Origin of the sequence: Sphingopyxis sp. BSN-002 (assembly GCF_022024275.1) — a bacterium.
In the GTDB taxonomy this organism is placed as follows: domain Bacteria; phylum Pseudomonadota; class Alphaproteobacteria; order Sphingomonadales; family Sphingomonadaceae; genus Sphingopyxis.
Genome location: NZ_CP091804.1, coordinates 266982 through 287890 on the forward strand (window position 1 = coordinate 266982; position 20909 = coordinate 287890).

Sequence of the window (20909 nt, forward strand, 5' to 3'; positions counted from 1 at the left end):
CACGCGCCTTGGCCACCCCCCGGCGCGTATCTTGCGGGACGGGCCGAGTCATAAGCGCGATGGAACGAGTCGGGCAGGTTTTGCTTGCCGACCTCCGGATGCGCGCTATGTCGGCGCCGACGGACAGGTGGCCGAGTGGTTTAAGGCAGCGGTCTTGAAAACCGCCGTGGGTGCAAGCTCACCGTGGGTTCGAATCCCACCCTGTCCGCCAGATCACCCCGCATCGTGAAAGATCACGCCCAGCGTAAACCGTTCGCCGTGCCGGATTTCGCTGACGCCGTGACGCAGCTTGACGCGGTAGGTTCCCCGCGTTCCGGCGCGCGGCGCTTCGTTGACCGCAAAGATCACGGCGTCGCCCTGCCGCAGGGGAATGACATGCGGGCGCGATTGCATGCGGGGAGGTTGCTCGGTGATGACGAATTCGCCGCCTTCGAAATCCTCACCCGGGCGCGAGAGCAGGATCGCGATCTGGAAGGGAAAATGCTCGGTGCCGTAAAGATCCTGATGCAGGCAGTTATAATCGCCCTCCCCGTAACGGAGTATCAGCGGAGTTGGCCGGGGCTGGCCTGCCAGCGCGCATTGCGCCAGATAGGTCGCATGATCGGCGGGATAGGGTTGCGATCGCCCAAGGGGTGCGGCCCAGTCGTTGGCGAGTTGCGCGAGGGGTGGGTAGAAGGCCTCCCGCAGCGCGGCGACCGGATCGGGTAGCGGATAGCCAAAATAGCGATACTCGCCGCGGCCGAAGCCGTGGCGCTGCATCGTTACGGTGCTGCGATAAAGCGCATGATCTGCGTAGGACCGGCGAAGCCCGGCGCATGCCCCCTCCCCAAGCACGCCTCGCAGGACGTGCCATCCCTGCCGCGCCAAATCCGTAGCCAGGGCCTTGCGATCGAGCTTCGCGGCAAGACTTTCGATGCTGGCAAACGACATGATTGATCCTCGGGCCCGGTGCTGATGAATGCCTCACTATTCGCCATCGGACACGACCCGCATTCCGTTTCTTGCGGTCAAACACCGCGCCTCCCGAAAATTTATCCAAGGGCAGCGAGGAAGGCCTCCGTCTTGTGATCGGTTCCGGGGTTCACCCGGCGAGATCACAAGAGGGAATTTCATGCGCAAGACTTTGCTGGCCTCCACCTGCCTGGCCGCGATCATTTCGGCGCCCGCACAGGCCGAAACCACCATCACCACCGCAACGACCACCCCGGTCCGCACCTCGACGATCAAGTCGGGCGCGCCCGACGACATCAAGATCACGGCTGCGGGTTCGGTGAAGCCGGCGAGCGGCACTGCCGTCACGATCGACAGCAACAACAAGGTGGTGAACGAAGGCACGATCCAGATCACCAATTCGGACGGCGCAACTGGCATCTTCGGGAACGCTGGCGCGAGCGGCGGCATCACCAACGCCGCCGGCGCCAAGATCATCATCGACGAAAGCTATGCGCCGACCGATATCGACAACGACGGCGACATCGACGGCCCCTTTGCCGTCGGCAACAACCGCGTCGGCATCGCGACCGGTGGCGCCTTCACCGGCAACGTCATCAATAATGGCGAGATCACCGTCGAGGGCAACAACTCGGCGGGCATACGCCTTGGCGGGCCTCTGACCGGCGATTTCCAGAACAACGGCGCCGTCTCGGTCCTCGGCGACAACGCCCTCGGCGTCGGGCTGCAGAATGTCAGCGGCAACGTCCGCCTTGCCGGCAGCATTACCGCAGTGGGCCAGAACGCTACGGCCGCACGGCTTGCCGGCAATATCGGCGGCGCGCTGGTCGTTCAGGGCACGCTGACCGCGTCGGGGTACCGCTTCACCACCGCGCCGGCTGATCCGTCGAAACTCGATGCCGATGATCTTCTGATCGGTGGTCCGGCGCTGTCGATCGAAGGCAATGTCGCCGGCGGTATCGTGGTTGCGATCCCGCCGAAGGATACCAAGCCCGACGACAAGGACGAGGACAAGGACGGCATCGACGACGACAAGGAAGGCACCGGTTCGATCCGCTCCTTCGGCTCGGCGCCGGCGCTGCGTATCGGCTCGTCGACGCAGGACGTCAACATCGGTGCGGTTGCGGGGACCGGTACCGGCCTCGGCGTGATCATCGACGGATCGGTGACTGGAAACGGCCTCTATTCGGGCAAGGACGCCACTGCGATCCAGCTCGGCGGGATGGGCCGGAACGTGACGATTGCCGGCGGCGTCGGCATCGGCGGCAGCGTTTCGGCTGTCTCGAACGGGGCATCGGCGACGGCGATCCGCGTCGGCGCGGGCACGAGCACCCCGGAAATCCGCGTTGCGGGCAAGGTCGAGGCGGCAGGCGGCAACGCCGCCGGCGCGATCACCACCGCGATCCTCGTCGAAACGGGCGGCAACCTGCCGCTGATCCGCAACAGCGGTTCGATTACCGCAAAGGCGGGCGGCGACAACGGCACGGCGCGTGCGATCGTCGACCTGTCGGGCACGGTTTCGACGGTCGAGAACAGCGGCACGATCAGCGCGACGGGCGCTCTCGCCACGTCGGACCGCAATATCGCGATCGACCTGTCGGCGAACAATAGCGGTGCGACGGTCAAGCAGACCGCGGTCGCTTCGGGCATCGCCGCCCCGAGCATCGTCGGTGACGTCCGCTTTGGCGGCGGGAACGACGTGTTCGACATCGCCGACGGCTCGGTGAAGGGAAACAGCTATTTCGGCGCTGGCAACAACCGCCTGTCGCTGTCGGGTGACGCAACCTATGCGGGGCTCGCCAAATTTGGCGGCGGCAACGACACCATGGCGCTTGCCGGCACCTCGGTGTTCAGCGGTACGGCCGACTTCGGCGGCGGTGCCGATACGCTGACGATCGCGGGGACCTCGCGCTTCTCGGGCAAGCTGCTGAACTCCGCGGGCCTTGCCGTTTCGGTCGACGCCGGTGTTTTCGATGTCGGCGGCAGCGCGACGATCTCGTCGCTCGCCGTCACCAACAAGGGCTCGCTTGCCGTCCTTCTCGACGGCGGGGCCGATGGCACGGCGCTCAATGTGTCGGGCAACGCGAGCTTCGGTGCGGAATCGAAGCTGATCCTCAAGATCAAGGATATCGAAAGCGCAGAGGGCAACCATGTCGTGCTGATGGCGGGAACGCTGACCGGCGCGAGCAACCTGACCGCGACCTCCACGCTGCTCCCCTTCCTTTACAAGGGCACGCTGACGTCGAACGCCAACCAGTTGCTTGTCAACGTGACGCGCAAGAGCACCACGGATCTTGGCCTTAACCGTTCGGAATCGAGCGCGTTCGACGCCGCTATCGATGCGGTATCGGCCGACCAGAAGATCGAGGACGTGTTCCTTGGCATCACCGACGGCGAGCAGTTCCGCAACCAGCTCGGCCAGATGCTGCCCGAGCATGAGGGCGGCGTGTTCGAAACCGTCACCTCCGGCTCGCGTGCCTTGTCGCGGTATCTGCAAGATCCCAATGCTCCCTATCAGGACCAGGGCAAGTGGCGTTACTGGGTCAACCAGGCCGTATGGGGCACCGCCAAGGGCGTCGGAAATACGGCGGGCTATGACGTAAGCGGCTGGGGCATCTCGCTCGGCGGTGAAATCAAGTCCGACGTCGGCAACTTCGGTGCATCGGTCGCCTTCCTGAACGGCAAGGACGGCAACAGCAGCAACGAGAGCGAAGTCACGTCCAGCCAGTTCGAGGGTGCGCTGCACTGGCGTCTGCAGTCGGACGGCTGGATGGCGAATGCCCGGGTGTCGGGCGCGCCGATCAGCCTGAAGGGTACGCGCATCTTCCGCGCCCAGAACGGCGCGGAAGAGATCGAAAAGACGATGAAGGGCAAGTGGGATGCGACCCTCTGGTCGGCATCGGGCTCGATCGCGAAGGACGCCAAGGTCGGCGGAATCACGATCCGTCCGATGGTCGGGGTCGACTATTTCAAGCTGAAGGAAGACGGCTATCAGGAAACGGGCGGCGGCGATGCGCTGAACCTCAATGTCCTGGGCCGCGACAGCGACGAACTGTCGGTCACCGGAACGATCACCGCAGGCTTGCAGTTCGGGGGCTCGGACGAATATGATGGCTGGACCCGTTTCGAGCTGGAAGGCGGCCGCCGCCAGATCGTCAGCGGCAACCTTGGCGTGACGACGGCATCGTTCAAGGATGGCACCCCCTTCACCCTTACTCCTGATGATCGCACGAGCGGCTGGGTCGGCCGTTTCCGTGGCATCGCCGGCAATTCGGCTTTCCAGATTGCCGGTGAAGTGTCCGCGGAAGAACAGCAAAGCCACATCGGCTGGGCTTTCCGTGCGAGCCTGCGGGTCGGCCTCTAGCCCCCTTCGGCTGGCCCGCAGCAAGGGGGAAGCACCTCCCTACCCCCGCTTCCCCCTTGCACAGGCCCGAATGAGAGAAACAAATGCAGTCGCAGGTTCTCCCCGTATCGAATGTTTGGCGGACTGCATCGGCTCGCGGACTTTCGTTGTGGTTGCAAGGACAGGACTTCGCGCTATATGGCGGCCACACAAGGGGGCCGGATGGTGTGCGACATATGCTCGCGCACCCGAAGAAGATGGCGTTCCAAAGCAAGCAATCCATGACCCAGGCGAGTGATCGAACCGACGCCGCACAAGGCCTCGAAGGCGTGTTGCTCGCCAACCGCGACCGCATCGTTCGCTTTCTTGAGGTGCGCGGTGCGGGCGATACCGCCGAGGACCTGTTCCAGGACCTGTGGATGCGCCTGACCGAACGCCGTACTGGCCCGATCGCCGACCCCCTGCCCTATGTCATGCGCGCCGCAAACAACCTGATGCTCGATCGCTATCGGTCCGGACGACAAAGCCAGCTGCGCGACAAGGCATGGAGCGATGCGACCGATGGCCTTGGCCCGTCGGCCGAACGGATGCTCATTTCGCGTGAACAACTCATGCTCGTCGAAAAGGCGATCGCCGGGACCGGTGACCGCCCGGCACGGATCTTTCGCCGCTTCCGGATGGACGGCATCCAGCAGCGCGAGATCGCGGCTGAAATGGGCGTCAGCCTGAGTACGGTGGAGGCAGACCTGCGCAAAGTTTACGCCGCGATCGCAACGGCGCGGAGGCAGTTCGATGTCTGAGGATGTGACGAACATGGTCGAAGCGTCGGCGATCGAATGGATCATCCGGCAGCGCGACCCCGAATTCTCGGACTGGGACGGTTTCGCTGACTGGCTGGCAGAGGATCCGTCGCATGCGGCCACCTACGACCTGCTTGCGACGCTCGACGAGGATCTGGAGGCGTTGCCACCTGCGGTGAAGCCGTCGGTTGCCGTCTATCCCGAAGAGCGTCGTCGTCCTTCGCGCCGCGCGTGGTTCGGCGGGGCGATCGCTGCGGCGCTCGTCGCGGCAGTTACGCTGCCCAATCTCGGCCTGTTCGGCGACCCAAACCGGATCGAGACCGCCGCCGGGGAGCACCGGACGATCAAGCTGGCGGACGGTTCGAAGATCGAGGTCAACGGCGCATCGGTTGTCACGCTCGACAAGGATCGGCCGCGGTTCGCGCGACTGGAATCGGGCGAGGCGATGTTCCACGTCGTTCACCGCGAAACCGATCCCTTCGTGGTCGAGGCGGGCACCTCGCGGATCGTGGACCTTGGCACCGCTTTCAATGTGGTTCGCAGCGGGCGCCAGACGTCGGTCGCGGTGTCGGAAGGTGTGGTTCTCTATAATCCGGCGCGCGACAAGGTTCGCGTCGAGGCGGGACAGGCGATCGATGCCGGCGACGACGACCGGAAACCGCCGGAGGTGCGGGATGTCGACGTTGCAAACATCGGTGGCTGGCGCTCGGGCCTGCTCGTTTACAGCGGAACGTCCCTGGCGGTGGTCGCCGAAGACCTGAAACGTACCGCCGGCATGGACGTCAGTATTGCTCCCGAGGCGGCCGACCGGTCGTTTCGTGGCGCGCTGATTATCGACAAGGATCGCGGGCGCACGATCGCCGACCTTGCAGCGCTGTCCGGAACGAGGGCCGAAAAGCGCGGCGACGGCTGGGTGCTGACGCGTTAGGATGAAGCGGGGGAGCCTCTCTGCACTGGCGATGCTGCTGGTGGGCCTGCCTGCCCAGGTTCAGGCGGCAGAGGAACGCGCCTTCGATGTGCCGCGAGGGACGCTTTCGACAAGCCTTCCCCAGCTCAGCCGCCAGGCCGGCGTCAGCGTCAGCGTCGCCGACGGGCGGCTGTGGCAAGCCGAGGTCAAACCGGTGAAGGGCCGGATGAGCGTTGAGGCGGCGATCAGGCGAATGCTGGCCGGAACCGATGCCCGTGTCGTGCGGGTGAGTCCGACAAGCTGGCGGATCGAGCGGCGACCTCCGTCGCCACGGCTCGTTCGCCGTGATCCGCCGCGGGCTGCGCCGCAACCGCGGGCCCGGGCTCCGGCGACCGATACGGTTGCGGCGGAGCGCGACGAGATCGTCGTCACTGCGTCGAAAACCGACCTTCCCTATTCGCACTTTGCCGGCGTCGCCACCCAGCTGGATGGCGACGATCTGGCGTTCGGTGGCGAGCGCGGGACCGAATCCATCCTGTCGCGGGTTGCGACCGTTTCTTCGACCCACCTCGGTTCGGGGCGCAACAAGCTGTTTATCCGCGGCATCGCGGATTCAAGTTTTACAGGGCCGACTCAGGCGACGGTGGGACAATATCTCGGCGACATCCGCCTCAGCTACAATGCGCCCGACCCGGACCTTCGCCTTTACGACATCGACAGCGTCGAAGTCCTCGAGGGGCCGCAGGGGACGCTCTATGGCGCAGGGTCGCTCGGCGGGATCATCCGTACGATTCCCAAGGCGCCCGATCCCGTCGAAAGTTCGGTTCAGGCGATCGCTGGCTTTTCCGTGACGCAGCATGGCGATCCGGGCGGCGACCTCGCGGCGATCGCGAACGTGCCCGTCGGCGACAGGCATGCGTTGCGCCTCGTCGGCTACACGATTTCCGACGGCGGCTATATCGACAATCCCCTTCGCGGACAGAATGACGTCAACCGCGTCCATATTCGCGGCGGTCGCGGCACATTCAGGCTTGATGCGGGCGATAACTGGACCGTCGATTTCGGCGGCGTCTATCAGGCCATCACGTCCGACGATGCGCAATATGCCGACAAGGACGCGCCGCCACTGACGCGCAGTTCGATGGTCGAACAGAATGCGACGGCACGCTATGGCATGGGTTCGATCGTCGTGATGAAGGACTGGGATGATCTGCATTTCCAGTCGTCCAACGCCTATATCGACCATCGGCTTTTCGAACGGTTCGATGCCAGCCTGCCCAACGCCCAGCCGGGAAGCGGGGACGGCTCGGGTATCGCAGTGGGGACGGTCGACGTGGCGCGTCTGTTCGCTCCGATCCAGATCATTCCCATGAGCGACGTGCCGAGGGTACTCGACCAGCACAACAGGACGCGGATGTTCGTCAGCGAGAACCGGCTGTCGCGCCCGTTCCGCGACGGGCTCGGCTGGGTCGTCGGCGCCAGCCTCATCGATAATCGGGCGCGCCAGAACCGCGAATACAGCTATGGTGCGCTGAGCGCGGTGCTGCCCGGGGTCACGAACACGGTCACCGAATTGACGGGCTATGCCGAAGCAACCGTCGAGCTGATGCCCGACCTCGTCGCATCGGGCGGCCTTCGCCTTTCACATGCGAAGCTCGGGGGGCAAGCCGAGGATGTGGCTTTTGCATTGGCCCAGGCAAATCGAGCGACGACCGCCTCGCGGACCGAAACCGACCTCCTGCCCTCCTTCTCGCTGCTCGCGACGCCGTTCGACAATGTCCGGCTCTATGCGCGCTATCAGGAAGGTTTCCGGCCCGGCGGGCTGGCGGTCGACGGCAATTTCGTTCGCCGTTTCCTCAATGATCAGGTGCGTACCTGGGAAGCGGGGATGCGCTTTGGCGACAAGGGAAAGAGCCTGATCGATGCGAGCGTTTCGGTGTCGCATACCCGCTGGCGGAACATCCAGGCCGATTTCATCGACAGCAACGGTTTCCCGACTACCGCCAATATCGGCGATGGCCGTATCACGAGCGTGTCGGGCGCGATCGCCGTCCGGCCGACTTCGCGGCTGACGTTCGACTTCGGCGCGGTCTATAACCACAGCCGGGTCGACAATCTCTCGCCGCAGATCCTCCCGGTATTCGCGGCTGCGCCTGCCCGCCTCGGTCGCATTCCGAACGTTGCGAGCCACGCGGTGCGCGGGTCGGTGACCTATGCGACCGTCATCGGCGATCAGGATTTTCGCGTGAACGGGTGGGCGAATTATATCGGGCCGTCGCGCCTCGGTATCGGCCCCGTGCTCGGCGAGAGCCAGGGCGACTATGTCGACACCGGGCTCGCCATGCGTGTCGGAAACGAGCGCCGTGGCCTGTCGCTGACGCTCACCAATCTGTTCGACTCGCGGGGCAACCGCTTTTCGCTCGGAACCCCCTTTGTCGAGGGCAATGAGGGGTTCCTGACCCCGTTGCGCCCGCGCACGCTCCGGATCGCCATCGACGTCGCCTATTGAGCGGCGACGCCGACGGCTTGTCCGGTCAGTCCGCGAGCGTGATCTGCTCGAAGCGGTCGAGGTGATAGTCGGCATTGCCGAACTGGCCCTCGATCATCGTCGCACGCTTGAAATAGTGGCCGATGGCCAGCTCCTGCGTGATGCCGATGCCGCCATGGGTCTGGATCGCGTTCTGGCCGACGAATTTCGCGCCGCGCGCGACCTTGTTCTTCGCTGCCGATACCGCGGCCTTCCGCTCGTCGGCGGGCAGGTCGAGCTTCAGCGTGCCCATGATCGTCATCGAGCGAGCCTGCTCGACCTCCATGAACATGTCGACCATGCGGTGCTGCAGGACCTGGAACTTGGCAATCGGCACACCGAACTGCTTGCGCTGCTGCGTATATTCCAGCGTGCCTTCGTGCAGTTTCTGCATCACGCCGGTCGCTTCGGCGCAGATCGCGACCGTCGCCTCGTCCACGACCTGTTCGATCAGCGGTAAGCCCGCGCCCTCGCCGCCGAGCAGCGCGTCGGCAGGAAGCACGACATTCTCGAAATAGATTTCCGACGCGCGGCTGCCATCGACCGTCGGATAGTCGCGACGCACGATGCCCGGCAGGCTCGCGTCGATCAGGAACAGCGAGACGCCATCCCGGTCGCGCTGGCCGCCGCCGGTGCGCGCGGTGACGAGCAGATGCGTCGCCCAAGGTGCGGCGTAGACGACGCTCTTGTGGCCGTTCAATATATAGCCGGCGCCATCCTGCTTCGCGGTAGTGCGAAGATTGGCGAGGTCGTAACGGCCCTGCGGCTCGGCATAGGCGAAGGCGACGATCACATTGCCCGCAATGATCTCTGGAATGAACTTGTCGGCTTGCGCGCCGCCGACAGCCTTCAGCGCGCCGCCGGCGATGACGACGGTCGGAAGATAGGGCTCGATCCCGAGCACCTTGCCCAGCTCTTCCATCACGATCGCATTTTCGAGCGCGCCGCCGCCGAGGCCGCCATGCTCCTCGGCGAACGCCGCGCCGAGCATCCCCAGTTCCTGCGCGAGCGCGGTCCAGATGGCGGGGTCGCGGCCTTCGTCGCTGTCGATGAACTTCTGGCGCGTTTCGAAGTCATAGGTGTCGGCCAGAAAGCGCGACAGCGTGTCGCGGATCATGTCCTGCGTTTCGGTGTAAGTGAAATCCATTGTTCGTGTTTCCTAACTTCATCGTCACCCCGGCGAAGGCCGGGGTCTCAAGGTCGAGGCATTGAGATTCCGGCCTTCGCCGGAATGACGGATATTTTCAGAGGCCGAGCACCATCTTCGCGATGATGTTGCGCTGGATCTCGTTCGATCCGCCGTAGATCGTCGTCTTGCGCATGTTGAAATAGGTCGGCGCGGCGCGATGGGCATAGTCGGGCCCGATCGGATGCTCGTTGTCGCCTTCGCCGAACCCGCGGAAATAGGGTGCGCCATAATGGCCGACCGCTTCGAGCGTCAACTCGGTCAGCCGCTGCTGGATTTCCGAACCCTTGATCTTGAGCAGGCTTGATTCCGGTCCCGGGCCCTTGCCGGCGTTCGGACCGGCGAGGCTGCGGAGCTCGGTGAATTCGAGCGCGGTCAGATCGACTTCGAGCTCGGCGATCTTGCGCTTGAAGAAGGGATTCTGAAGCAGCGGCTTGTCGCCGTCGACCTCGGTGCGTGCGATCGCCTTCACCTTCTCGACCCCGCGCTTCGACGCGGCAACGCCGGCGATGCCGGTGCGTTCGTGTGCGAGCAGGAACTTGGCGCAGGTCCAGCCCTTGTTCTCGTCATAGACGCGCTGCGATTGCGGAACGCGGACGTCCTCGAGCCACACTTCGTTCACCTCATGCTCGCCGCCGAGCGTGATGATCGGACGCACGGTGATGCCCGGCGACTTCATGTCGATCAGCAGGAACGAAATACCTTCCTGCTGCTTGGCTTCCTTGTCGGTGCGGACGAGGAAGAAGCCCCAGTCGGCATATTGCGCCATCGTCGTCCAGGTCTTCTGTCCGTTGACGATATAATCGTCGCCGTCGGGAACCGCCGCCGTGCGAAGCGAGGCAAGGTCCGATCCCGAGCCGGGTTCCGAATAACCCTGACACCACCAATCCTCGCCCGACAGGATGCGCGGCAGGAAATAGGCCTTCTGTTCGGGCGTGCCGAACGTGTAGATCACCGGGCCGACCATCGCGAGCCCGAAGGGCATCAGGCGGATGCAGTCGGCGCGCGCGGTTTCCTCGGAGAAGATGAAGCGCTGCGTCGGGGTCCAGCCGGTGCCGCCATATTCGACTGGCCACGCGGGTGCGACCCAGCCCTTCTTGTAGAGCACCTTGTGCCAGGCGAGAAAATCTTCCTTGGACATCTCCTCGCCCTCATCCTGCTTTCCGCGCAGTTCAGGCGGGTAATTTTCGGCGATGAAGTCGCGCACTTCCTTCTGGAAGGCGAGATCTTCCGGGCTGAATTCCATGTCCATTATGATTCTCCCACAGGGCTATGGCGCCTTTATAGGAGGCGCTCACGTTTACGTAAAGGTAAGTTGCGAGCCGCAACCCATTGTGGCAAGACTGCGCCCGTCGTCGCGGCTTGTCCAGCGACGTCAAACGAGAAAAACAACATGGCGGAGGGGGCGATGAAGAAGGGCTTGCGGGCGCTTGCCGGATTGCTGTTGCTGATCGGGATTCTGGCCGGCGCGGGGATGCTTTTCCAGCAACAGATTGGAATGTGGCTGTTTCAGCGCGGGGTCGACCGTGGCGCCGGACGCGACAATCTGGCGTCGCTGCCCGACGGTCTTCACATCGGCCTATGCGGCACCGGATCCCCGCTCCCGAACCGCGACCGCGCGGGTGCCTGTACCGTCGTCATTGCGGGCAAGGCGATGTTCGTCGTCGATGCCGGCGAAGGAGGCGCCCGCAACATAGCGTTGATGGGTTTGCCCAACAGCAAGATCCGCGCGTTGTTCCTGACACACTATCATTCTGACCACATCGACGGACTGGGGCCGATGATGCTGCTTCGCTGGACGGCAAGCGGCAACACCGCTCCCCTTCCCGTCTATGGGCCGACGGGCGTCGAGGCGGTAATCGCCGGCTTCAGCACCGCCTATGCCGCCGACAACGGCTATCGCACCGCGCACCATGGACCGAAGATAACCCCGCCGCAGGCCGCCGGCGGCGTTGCGATGCCCTTCGCCGTTCCGACGGCACCGACCGTCGTCTATGAAGCCGACGGACTGAAGGTCACCGCCTTTCCGGTCGACCACCGCCCGGTCCAGCCGGCTGTCGGCTATCGGTTCGACTACAAGGGTCGCAGCGTCACGATCAGTGGCGACACCGGCAAGTCGAAGATGGTCGAGACCGTCGCGAAAGGAAGCGACCTGCTGATCCACGAAGCGCTCCAGCCCGAAATGGTGACGAAGCTCGCGGCGCGTCTGAAGGCCGCCGGCCGCCCGCAGACGGCGCAGATCATGCGCGATATTATCGATTATCACGCGACGCCGGCACAGGCGGCCGAAAGTGCGCAGATCGCAGGCGTGAAGATGCTCGTGCTCAGCCACATCGTGCCGCCCTATCCGATGCGGTACCTCAACGCGGCGTTTCTGGGCGATGCGAAGGACAAGTTCGCCGGGCCGCTCTTCGTCGGCGAGGATGGCGATTATTATTCGCTTCCCTCAGGATCGAAGGCGATCGAGCGGGGGAGCTGGTTCTAGGCGCGCGTCATCACGATGACCGCGCCGTCGCTTGCATAGGCGCCGCGCCGTTCTGCGATCGTCAAGATGACCGGCGTCGCGACTCCCTCGCGCGTCACCAATGCCGACACAAGGCGCGCCGGAATGCCCGCCCGGAAAACACCCTCAAGAGCTTCGGCGAAGGCCGCGCGTTCGCTCATTGCGAGCAGCGCCGAAAAGCGGACTCGCCGGATGGCGGAGGGGTCTACGCCGACGAGCGCTGTCAAGGCATCGTTCGCGTCCTCGATCATCTCGCGCACCGTTATGCTCGCACGGGCGATCAAGCCCTGCGCCTCCATCGCGGCCAGCGTCGCCTCTCGCGTATCGTTCATGGCGACATCGTCCATTGTTGCGCTGATATCGCGGACGATCAGCGCGCCGCCGACGGGCACCGGAATCAGGTCGACGCGCGCCCACTGCCGCGGCCGCAGCAGACTCGGAATGTCGCCGGAGAAGCGTTCGCGATGGACGAGCAGACGGTGAATGTGACTGGATAGCAGATTGCCCTGTAGTCCGGGGAGCACATCGGCGAGTTCTTGCCCGATCAGCGCTGCCGCCGGCCGTTCGATCATGTCGCTCGCCGCCGGGTTGAGCATCGCGACCCGCCACGTGCTGTCGATCACGATTATGCCGTCGCGGACTGCATCGACCAGGCCGGGAAGCGAAGCCTGCAGATAGTCGGCTTGCGGGCTGTGGCCGTCGAGACGTCGATAGTCGTCGAGCGAGATCAGTACATGCGCGTCCTTGCCATGATGCGTGACCACCACCGGTTTTCGCGCGGCCTGCAACCGCCAGCTGGCGAAGCCGCGAATGAAGTCTGCCGCCGATACGCGTTGTGGTTCCTGTGCCGATGCCACCCCTCGCCTCCCATGGTTGGCTCTTGCGACCTTTATGGCGAATGGAGCAGCATTTTGGCGTCGATAACGGTCCGATCTGGCGCCGCTGTGACCGCTAGACCAGCTTTGCCTTGCCGCAACGCAGGGCATTCACGCGGGCGTCGGCTTCGCCGATGTGGACGCCCAGCGTGCCGGTAATGCTTTCGAGGACACCGTCGAGGACCGGCGCGGCGAGCCCGACCGTATCACCGACCAGGGTGGTCAGCGCCTTGGCGTTGAGGCCGAGGCCGAGGATGTTGACCTTAAGGTCCATGCGTTCGGCGAGCGACTTGGCGGCGCCAGCGACAAGACCGCTGCTCTCGACCGTCTTGACCGTGCCACGATCGATGTCATCGCGCGAGAAACTTGCGGGTTTCTGGTTCAGGTCGGACAGCACCAGCTCGGCCTTAGCCTCGACGCTGGCGAGCGGCAGCTTGACCAGCTTGGCCGCTGTGGGATCGAGCGGGCGCTGCATATTCCGGAAATCGCTGTCGCTGACCTTTCCGATCGCGAGCGTTGCAGGAGATGCCGTGATGCCGAGGTTCACCGCGCGACTGCTTCCCGGTCGGCAGTCGATGTCGGTGATCCGTGCCGAGGCCGATCCGAGTTCAGCAAACACGGGTATTTCGACGGTCGCGAGCGGCGTCGCTACCTTGGTTTCCATTTTCAGGCGCACCTGCGCGGTCCGGACGATTACCTGCTGGTTGTCGGTCACTGCAATCAGGGGCGACTGCGCGGGCGGTTCGCCGATGAGCAGCGCGACATTGATTCCCGACCCGCCGGGCAGGCTGCTCGCGACCGACATGTCGACCTGTCGGTTGGCGTTGGACAGCAGCAGCATCGAACGGAGCAGGCTGAGCGCATTGACCTTGACCGGATTGGCCGGGTCGACACGGATACTGGACGAACGGGGCCCGAGATCGATTGCGCGGGAGGGGAAGAGGCTGCGCGGCAGGGCGGTGTCGGCAATCCGGCCGACGGCAGACGCGACGCGCCCGTCAGTGGTCGATTTCGACAATGCCGAAAGCACCTGCGGCAGCGTCGCCTGCGTGTCCAGCGTCTGGCCGAACGTCAGCACATCGGCGTCGAGTTCGGTTCGCAGTGCTTCGGAAAATGCGAGCAGGTCGACGTCGGCACTGGCGAGCGCGTTATAGTCCATCACCGACAGATTGACCTGGCTGCCGGTAAGCGCCGACAGCAAGGCATTGGGAACCCCGCCATGGACAGCTGCGACGCGCGAGCCGAGCGAGAAGGCTGCATAGCCGCGGCGTGCTCCCGTCGCCGATGCGCTGATCATGGTGTCCTCGCGCCCGGTGAGAAAGCGGCCGAAGAACATCGGACGGTCGCGCGTCAACCGGATCCGCACGGCGTTGGGCGAAGCGCCGCCCGCCGCGAAACGTTGCTCGGCAACGACCTTTGCGTCGGGCGTATAGGTGCCGGGCGTCAGCGACGCGATGGCGATACCGCAGTCGCAATTGGCGGCGATGATCCGCTCTGCGGCTGCGCGCTCCTCGCCCGGTCGCCCAGCGGCAGCGAGCGCGGCGGCATCGGCGATCCCCTGCAGCTTGCGGCGATCGAGGTAGAAGGAGCCGACGTCGACCGCGAGCGCGGCCGACCCGATGAGCATCGTCAGCCCCGCAGCCGAAGCGATGCTGATACTTGCGCGCGTGTCGCGAAAGAAATGCGTGATTGTCATGGTTCAGTCCACCGGGAGTTCGAATGTCGCGCTGGCGCGGATCACGTTTCCGGGCGACGGGACGAAGGAGGATCGGAGGAAGCTGGTCGGCGGCACGGTATAGGTTACCACGACGGTGACGGCTTCGGTTGTCTCGCTGACGCCGACCGTTCGCGTGGCCGGCGTGAAGCCCCCGATGTTCGCCATGCTACGGTCGACGGCCCGCACCGCAATCGCGCGGCGGTCGGCGGTGTCGAGGCCGACGATCGCCGCGCGCGCGCCGTCGTTCGCTGCCTGCTGCACATTATGCGCGAGCAGGAAATACTGGCCATAGATCAGGATGCCGAGCGCGAGCGCCAGGAAGAGCGGCAGGACGAGCGCCATCTCGACGATTGCCGCTGCGGATTCATTGCGGGCGAGCCGCACCGGGAAAGCCGAACAGGTCATGGGACGCAGAATGGAGCGCTCCGATGAACGCCGCGTCGAACCGGTGCCCTGGCAATTTTTCGCATTTTACGAAAAGGCCCGTGAGCCTTGCGCGGGCGAATTTCGCGCCGTCACCGGACCGTTAAGGGCCCGACGACGGCGCGATCCCTAAAATCCGAACTATTCAGCGGCGGTTGCCGCCTCGAGCTTGTCTTGCGTGCGCAGATCGAAGTCCGATGCATCGTGCCGTTCGCGCAGCTGGCTTGCCGGATCGCCCATCACACGGTTGACCATACGGCCGCGCTTCACGGCGGGACGCTCGGCCAGCTGGTCGGTCCAGCGGATGACATTCCTGTATTCCTGCACCTGCAGGAACTCGCCGGCGTCATAGACCAGTCCTTTGACGAGCGCGCCATACCAGGGCCAGATCGCCATGTCGGCGATCGTATAGTCGGTGCCGGCGATATACTCGCTCTCCGCCAGACGCCGGTCGAGCACGTCGAGCTGGCGCTTCACTTCCATGGCATAGCGGTTGATCGGATATTCCTGCTTCGTCGGCGCATAGGCATAGAAGTGGCCGAAGCCGCCGCCGAGAAACGGCGCGCTGCCCATCTGCCACATCAGCCACGACAGCGTCTCTGCGCGTTTCGCGGTGTCGGTCGGCAGGAAGGCGCCAAACTTCTCCGCAAGGTGGATCAGGATCGCACCCGATTCAAAGACGCGGATCGGCTCGGCACCGCTGCGGTCGACGAGTACGGGAATCTTGCTGTTCGGGTTCGCCGCGACATAGCCGCTCGAAAACTGGTCGCCCTCACCGATATTGATCAGCCAGGCGTCATATTCGGCGCCGTCATGGCCCGCCGCCAGCAGCTCTTCGAGAAGCACCGTGACCTTCACGCCATTGGGCGTTCCGAGCGAATAGAGTTGCAGCGGGTGCTTGCCGACCGGCAAATCCTTGTCGTGCGTCGGGCCGGCGACCGGGCGGTTGATGTTCGCGAAGCGACCGCCGCTTTCCTTGTCCCAGGTCCAGATCTTCGGCGGCACATATTCGGTCTGATCGGTCATCGGCGACTCCTGCGCTAGATTTTGTACTGACCGGTACTTAATCGGCTCGTCGGGCGGCGTCCAGCGGTGCGCGCTCAAATAATCCTTTGCGCGCGCAAAGCCGAAATCGCGTCGGCGCTGTAACCGATCTCCATGAGGATCGCGTCGCTATGCTCCCCGACTTGCGGTGCACGTGCGACGCCGGGCCTGGCGCTCGCCGACAGGCCGATGGGCGCCCGGATGAGCGGGACGTCCCCCGGCGCACCGGGATAGGTGACTGGTTCGACCAGTCCCATCGCCGCGACCTGCGGTTGAGCGAGTGCTTCGCTCGACCTGAGCACCGGAGCGGCAGGCACGCGTGCGGCGCCAAGCTGGGCGATCGCCTCGACGCTCGTCCGCGCGATGCACCATTGCTGCATGATGACGCTCAACTCCTCGCCATTGTCGCCGCGCAATATGTCGCTGGCATAGAGCGGGTCATCGACAAGTTCGGGTCGCCCGACCAGTTCCGCCCAGCGTGCGAAGATTCCGCCGCCGACGATCTGGGTAACGACCCATCCGTCGCGGGTACGGAAGATATCGGTCGGTCCCGAACTGAAGCTGCGATTGCCGATCGGCTGGCGCTCGATGCCGTTCAGGGCGTGGTCGATGGCGAGCGAATTGGTCATCGCGAGCGCGGTACCGAGGAGGGATCCCGTTACGCACTGCCCCCTCCCCGTCGCCTCACGTTCACGCAGAGCGACCATGACGCCGAACGCCGTGTGCAACGCTGTACCGAAATCGACATAGTTGACCTGCGCGCGATACGGCTGATCGGGCGTGCCGGTCAAATGAACCGCCCCGGACATGGCCTGTCCGACTGCATCAAAGCCGACATTCTTCGCCAGCGGCCCCTCGCTGCCGAATGCCGACGCGGTTGCGAGGATGATGCGCGGATTGATCGCCGACAGGCTGTCGTAATCGAGGCCCAATTTGGCCAGCGCATCATACGGCAGGTTGGCCACGACGACATCGGCCGTCTCGACGAGCCGCCGGACGATCTCGCGCCCTTCGGGGCTGCCGGGTTTCAGCGTCAGGCAACGCTTGCCGCGGTTCATCTGCATGAACATCGCGCCCGATCCATCTTCGGCGACGGGCACGGTGTACCGATCGTCGTTGCCGCCGGGCGCCTCGATACGGATGACGTCGGCGCCGTAGTCGCCGAGCAATGCTGCGCAATAGGGGCCCGCAATATAGCGGCCGAAATCGAGCACCCTTATTCCCGTCAGCGGCACATCCGCCCTCCCCCGATCATTGTCTTTACCCGGCGCTAGCAGCCGCCCGTCGACCGTGCCAGTTCTTCGTCGAAACACGTCCTTGCATGTTCGCGGTCCAGCCATATGGTCACCACATAATTTCAACAGGGGATAATTTCATGGCGCGCTTCGCTCTCGCCCTTGCGGCGACTTTGGCCTGTTCGACCTCCGTTTGGGCGCAAACGGCGCCCGCCACCGACGCCAAGCCGGAAAAATGGGACGTCAATGCGCCGCCCGGCATGACGACGCACAAGGTGCCGATCGCGGTCGACGAGGGCAGCTGGATGAATGTCGACGTCGCGCCCGACGGCCGTACCATCGCCTTCGACCTGCTCGGCGACATCTACACCATGCCGATCGAGGGCGGGACGCCGACGCGCATCGCCGAGGGACTGGCCTATGAGCATCAGCCGCGCTTCTCGCCCGACGGCAAACGCATCGCCTTTGTCTCGGATCGCGGCGGCGGCGACAATATCTGGCTGATGAACCGCGACGGCAGCGACAAGCGCCAGCTCAGCAAGGAAGAATTCCGCCTGCTGAACCAGCCGAGCTGGTCGCCCGACGGCCAGTTCATCGTCGCCAAGAAGCATTTCACCACCGGCCGCTCGCTCGGCACCGGCGAAGTCTGGATGTATCACGTCTCGGGTGGCGCCGGCGTGCCGCTCGTCAAGAAACCCAACGAGCGCCACCAGAAGGAACTCGGCGAGCCGACTTTCGCACCCGACGGCAAGGGCGTCTATTATACCCGCAACGTCACCGCGGGGCCGATCTTCGAATATGCGCAGGACAGCAACACCGACCTCTTTCATATCGAGCGCTATGACCTGAACGACGGCGAGGTCACGACCGTCGCCGCAGGCCCCGGCGGCGCGGTGCGCCCCTCGCCTTCGCCCGACGGCAAGAAGCTCGCCTATGTCCGCCGCGAAGGCGCGCACTCGAAGCTCTATGTGAAGGATCTCGCCTCGGGCGCCGAGAAGAAGGTCTATGATGCGCTCGATCAGGACGTTCAGGAAACCTGGGCGGTCACAGGCGTCTATCCGAACATGAGCTGGACCCCCGACAGCAAGGACGTCGTCTTCTGGGCTGGCGGCAAGCTCCGCCGCGTGGGCGCTGCCGGCGGCGAAGCTCGCGTCATCCCGTTCAGCATCAGCGACGACCGCGTGATCATCGACGCCACGCACCCTACGGTCGAGGTCGCGCCCGACAGTTTCAATACGCAGATGCCGCGCTGGGCCGAGGTTTCGCCCGACGGTCGCAGCGTGGTGTTCGAGACGCTTGGCAAGCTCTGGGTCAAACCGGCTAGCGGCGGCACCGCGCGCCGTCTGACCGCGGCAAAGGACAATGCGTTCGAACTCTGGCCGAGTTGGTCGCGCGACGGCAAGTCGCTCGTGTTCGTGCGCTGGACCGATGCCGGGCTCGGCGAAATCCATGTCGTCGGCGCGGGCGGCGGAGCGTCGCGGAAGCTTACGACGGTCCCCGGCCATTACGCCGAACCGCGCTTCTCGCCCGATGGCGGGATCATCGCGTTCGAGAAGCGCGCCGGGGGCGGGTTGCGCTCGGAACGCTGGGGCGAGAATCCGGGCATCTATCGCATCGCAGCGACCGGCGGCGCGCCCGAGAAGGTCAGCGACAACGGCGCCAAGCCCCAGTTCGGGACGGCAAACGATCGTATCTTCATGGTTGCCTCGGCGGACGGCAAGAACCAGCTCGTCAGCACCGATCTTCAGGGGCAGGACAGGCGCATCCATGCCAGCGGCGAACTGGTCAGCGATTACGAGGTCTCGCCCGATGGGCGCACGCTCGCCTTCCGCCAGAATTACGACGCCTATGTCACGCCGCTGATGCCCGGCGGGCAGGATGTGTCGCTCTCCACCTCGGGCGGCGCGATGCCGGTGACGCGCGTCAGCGACAGCGGCGCCGATTATATGCACTGGTCCGATGGCGGCAAACGCCTGCACTGGACGCGCGGGCCGACCCTGTTCAGCGCCGACCTCGGCAGCTTCTTCGCAACCGCGCCGGCCGCCGGCGAAGACAAGCCTGCGAAGTTCAAGCCGCCGACGACTGGCGTGTCGCTCTCAATGGCCGAAGCGGCCTCGAAGCATAAAGGCACCGTCGTCATCACCGGCGCGAAGATCGTCACGATGGCAGGCGCTGACGGCGGCATCATCGACAACGGCGCCATCGTCATCGAGGGCGACCGCATTACCGCGGTCGGACAAGCCGGAGCAATCACGGTTCCCGCCGGCGCGGTAACGGTCGACGCCGCGGGCAAGACGATCGTCCCCGGCTTTGTCGACGCGCACGCGCATGGCCCGCATGGCGACGACGAACTGATCCCGCAGCAGAACTGGTCGGAGATTGTCAATCTCGCGATGGGAACGACGACGAGCCACAATCCCTCGTCCCGTTCCTCCGAAATCTTCCCATCGTCCGAAATGCAGCGGGCGGGGCTGATCCTCGCGCCGCGCATCTTCTCGACCGGCGAGATCATCTATGGCGCCAAGGCTGCCGGAGTTTATGCCGAAATCAATAGTTATGAAGACGCGCTTGCGCATGTCCGTCGCCTGAAGGCGCAGGGCGCACACAGCGTGAAGAACTACAACCAGCCGCGGCGCGAACAGCGCCAGATGATCGTGCGCGCCGCACAGGAAGAAGGTATGGAGGTCGTGCCCGAAGGCGGCTCGCTCTACACGATGGATCTGACGCTGATCCAGGACGGTAACTCGACCGTCGAGCATAACATCCCGCTTCATACCTTCTACAAGGATGTGGTGCAGCTGTGGGGCCAGACCAAGACCAACTACACCCCGACGCTGGTCGTCACCTATGGCGGGCCGGCGGGCGATCCTTACTGGCGCGCGCATACAAACGTCTGGGAGCAGCCGATCCTGTCGCGTCATGCGCCGCCGGCAGAGCTCGCAGCGAACAACAAGCGTCGCGTGATTGCGCCCGAAGCCGATTATGTCGACGACGACAATGCGCGCGAGGCCAAGAAGATCGCGGATACCGGTCGCATGGTGTCGATCGGCGCGCACGGCCAGCAAGCCGGGCTCGGTGCGCATTGGGAGATATGGTCGTTCGTGCGGGGCGGATGGAGCAACATCGACGCGCTGCGGGCCGCGACGATCATGCCTGCGGTCTCGCTCGGCTATGCGAAGGACGTCGGCTCGCTCGAGCCGGGCAAGCTCGCCGATCTGCTGATTCTCGATGCCGATCCGACGCAGGACATTCGCAATACCGAGAAGATTCACCGAGTGATGCTCGGCGGGCGGCTCTATGATCCGCTCACCATGAACGAGGTCGACACCGGCAATCGCAAGCGCGAGCCCTATTGGTGGGAGGCTGACAAACCCTGATTAGCGGGCGCCCGGATGCGG

The 20909-nt window shown here is 64.6% G+C and carries 14 protein-coding genes and 1 tRNA gene; 7 read left to right on the forward strand and 8 right to left on the reverse strand.

What is annotated here, in order from left to right:
* Positions 1–121 precede the first annotated feature (121 nt).
* Positions 122–211 (forward strand) — tRNA-Ser (locus tag L7H23_RS01515).
* A 2-nt stretch (positions 212–213) separates the two neighbouring features.
* Here L7H23_RS01515 and L7H23_RS01520 read toward each other — a convergent pair.
* Positions 214–930, reverse strand: a complete 717-nt coding sequence (locus L7H23_RS01520; protein ID WP_237837603.1) for a 2OG-Fe(II) oxygenase — start codon at positions 928–930, stop codon at positions 214–216.
* A 181-nt stretch (positions 931–1111) separates the two neighbouring features.
* Here L7H23_RS01520 and L7H23_RS01525 point away from each other — a divergent pair, with 181 nt between their 5' ends.
* The 4 genes from L7H23_RS01525 (at position 1112) to L7H23_RS01540 (ending at position 8510) form a co-directional block, all read left to right on the forward strand.
* A complete protein-coding gene (locus L7H23_RS01525; RefSeq protein WP_237837604.1) occupies positions 1112–4315 on the forward strand; it encodes an autotransporter outer membrane beta-barrel domain-containing protein in 3204 nt (1067 codons plus the stop codon).
* Positions 4316–4575: 260 nt separating this feature from the next.
* A complete protein-coding gene (locus L7H23_RS01530; protein WP_237837605.1) occupies positions 4576–5094 on the forward strand; it encodes a sigma-70 family RNA polymerase sigma factor in 519 nt (172 codons plus the stop codon).
* Positions 5087–6022 (forward strand): FecR domain-containing protein, encoded by a 936-nt coding sequence (locus L7H23_RS01535; protein WP_237837606.1) that lies wholly within the window; start codon positions 5087–5089, stop codon positions 6020–6022. Before L7H23_RS01530 ends, L7H23_RS01535 begins: the two co-directional genes overlap by 8 nt.
* A 1-nt stretch (position 6023) precedes the next feature.
* Entirely contained in the window at positions 6024–8510 is a 2487-nt protein-coding gene (locus L7H23_RS01540) for a TonB-dependent receptor (RefSeq protein WP_237837607.1), read from the forward strand.
* A gap of 25 nt (positions 8511–8535) precedes the next feature.
* Here the strand turns inward: L7H23_RS01540 and L7H23_RS01545 are convergent, their stop codons facing one another.
* Both L7H23_RS01545 and L7H23_RS01550 read right to left on the reverse strand, forming a co-directional pair.
* Entirely contained in the window at positions 8536–9675 is a 1140-nt protein-coding gene (locus L7H23_RS01545) for an acyl-CoA dehydrogenase family protein (RefSeq protein WP_237837608.1), read from the reverse strand.
* A 97-nt stretch (positions 9676–9772) separates the two neighbouring features.
* Complete coding sequence (locus L7H23_RS01550; RefSeq protein ID WP_237837609.1) at positions 9773–10966, reverse strand: acyl-CoA dehydrogenase family protein; 1194 nt, start codon at positions 10964–10966, stop codon at positions 9773–9775.
* Positions 10967–11122: 156 nt separating this feature from the next.
* Here L7H23_RS01550 and L7H23_RS01555 point away from each other — a divergent pair, with 156 nt between their 5' ends.
* Positions 11123–12199, forward strand: a complete 1077-nt coding sequence (locus L7H23_RS01555; RefSeq protein ID WP_237837610.1) for an MBL fold metallo-hydrolase — start codon at positions 11123–11125, stop codon at positions 12197–12199.
* Here L7H23_RS01555 and L7H23_RS01560 read toward each other — a convergent pair.
* The 5 genes from L7H23_RS01560 to L7H23_RS01580 all read right to left on the reverse strand — a co-directional run bounded on the left by L7H23_RS01560 (position 12196) and on the right by L7H23_RS01580 (position 17511).
* Positions 12196–13074 carry a PAS domain-containing protein gene (locus L7H23_RS01560; protein WP_237837611.1) on the reverse strand — a complete coding sequence of 293 codons (879 nt, stop codon included), beginning with the start codon at positions 13072–13074 and terminating at the stop codon, positions 12196–12198. The genes L7H23_RS01555 and L7H23_RS01560 overlap by 4 nt on opposite strands.
* Positions 13075–13168: 94 nt before the next feature.
* Positions 13169–14788, reverse strand: coding sequence for a TadG family pilus assembly protein (locus tag L7H23_RS01565; RefSeq protein ID WP_237837612.1), 1620 nt, complete (start codon positions 14786–14788; stop codon positions 13169–13171).
* Positions 14789–14791: 3 nt separating this feature from the next.
* Complete coding sequence (locus L7H23_RS01570) at positions 14792–15214, reverse strand: TadE/TadG family type IV pilus assembly protein (RefSeq protein WP_237837613.1); 423 nt, start codon at positions 15212–15214, stop codon at positions 14792–14794.
* A gap of 159 nt (positions 15215–15373) precedes the next feature.
* Positions 15374–16258: a glutathione-dependent disulfide-bond oxidoreductase gene (yghU, locus tag L7H23_RS01575; RefSeq protein WP_237837614.1), complete on the reverse strand. Its 885-nt coding sequence runs from the start codon at positions 16256–16258 to the stop codon at positions 15374–15376.
* A 74-nt stretch (positions 16259–16332) separates the two neighbouring features.
* Positions 16333–17511, reverse strand: a complete 1179-nt coding sequence (locus tag L7H23_RS01580) for a CoA transferase (RefSeq protein ID WP_275671218.1) — start codon at positions 17509–17511, stop codon at positions 16333–16335.
* A 140-nt stretch (positions 17512–17651) separates the two neighbouring features.
* Here L7H23_RS01580 and L7H23_RS01585 point away from each other — a divergent pair, with 140 nt between their 5' ends.
* The gene (locus L7H23_RS01585) at positions 17652–20888 is read left to right on the forward strand and encodes an amidohydrolase family protein (protein ID WP_237837616.1); all 3237 of its coding nucleotides are present in this window, start codon (positions 17652–17654) and stop codon (positions 20886–20888) included.
* Positions 20889–20909: the final 21 nt, after the last annotated feature.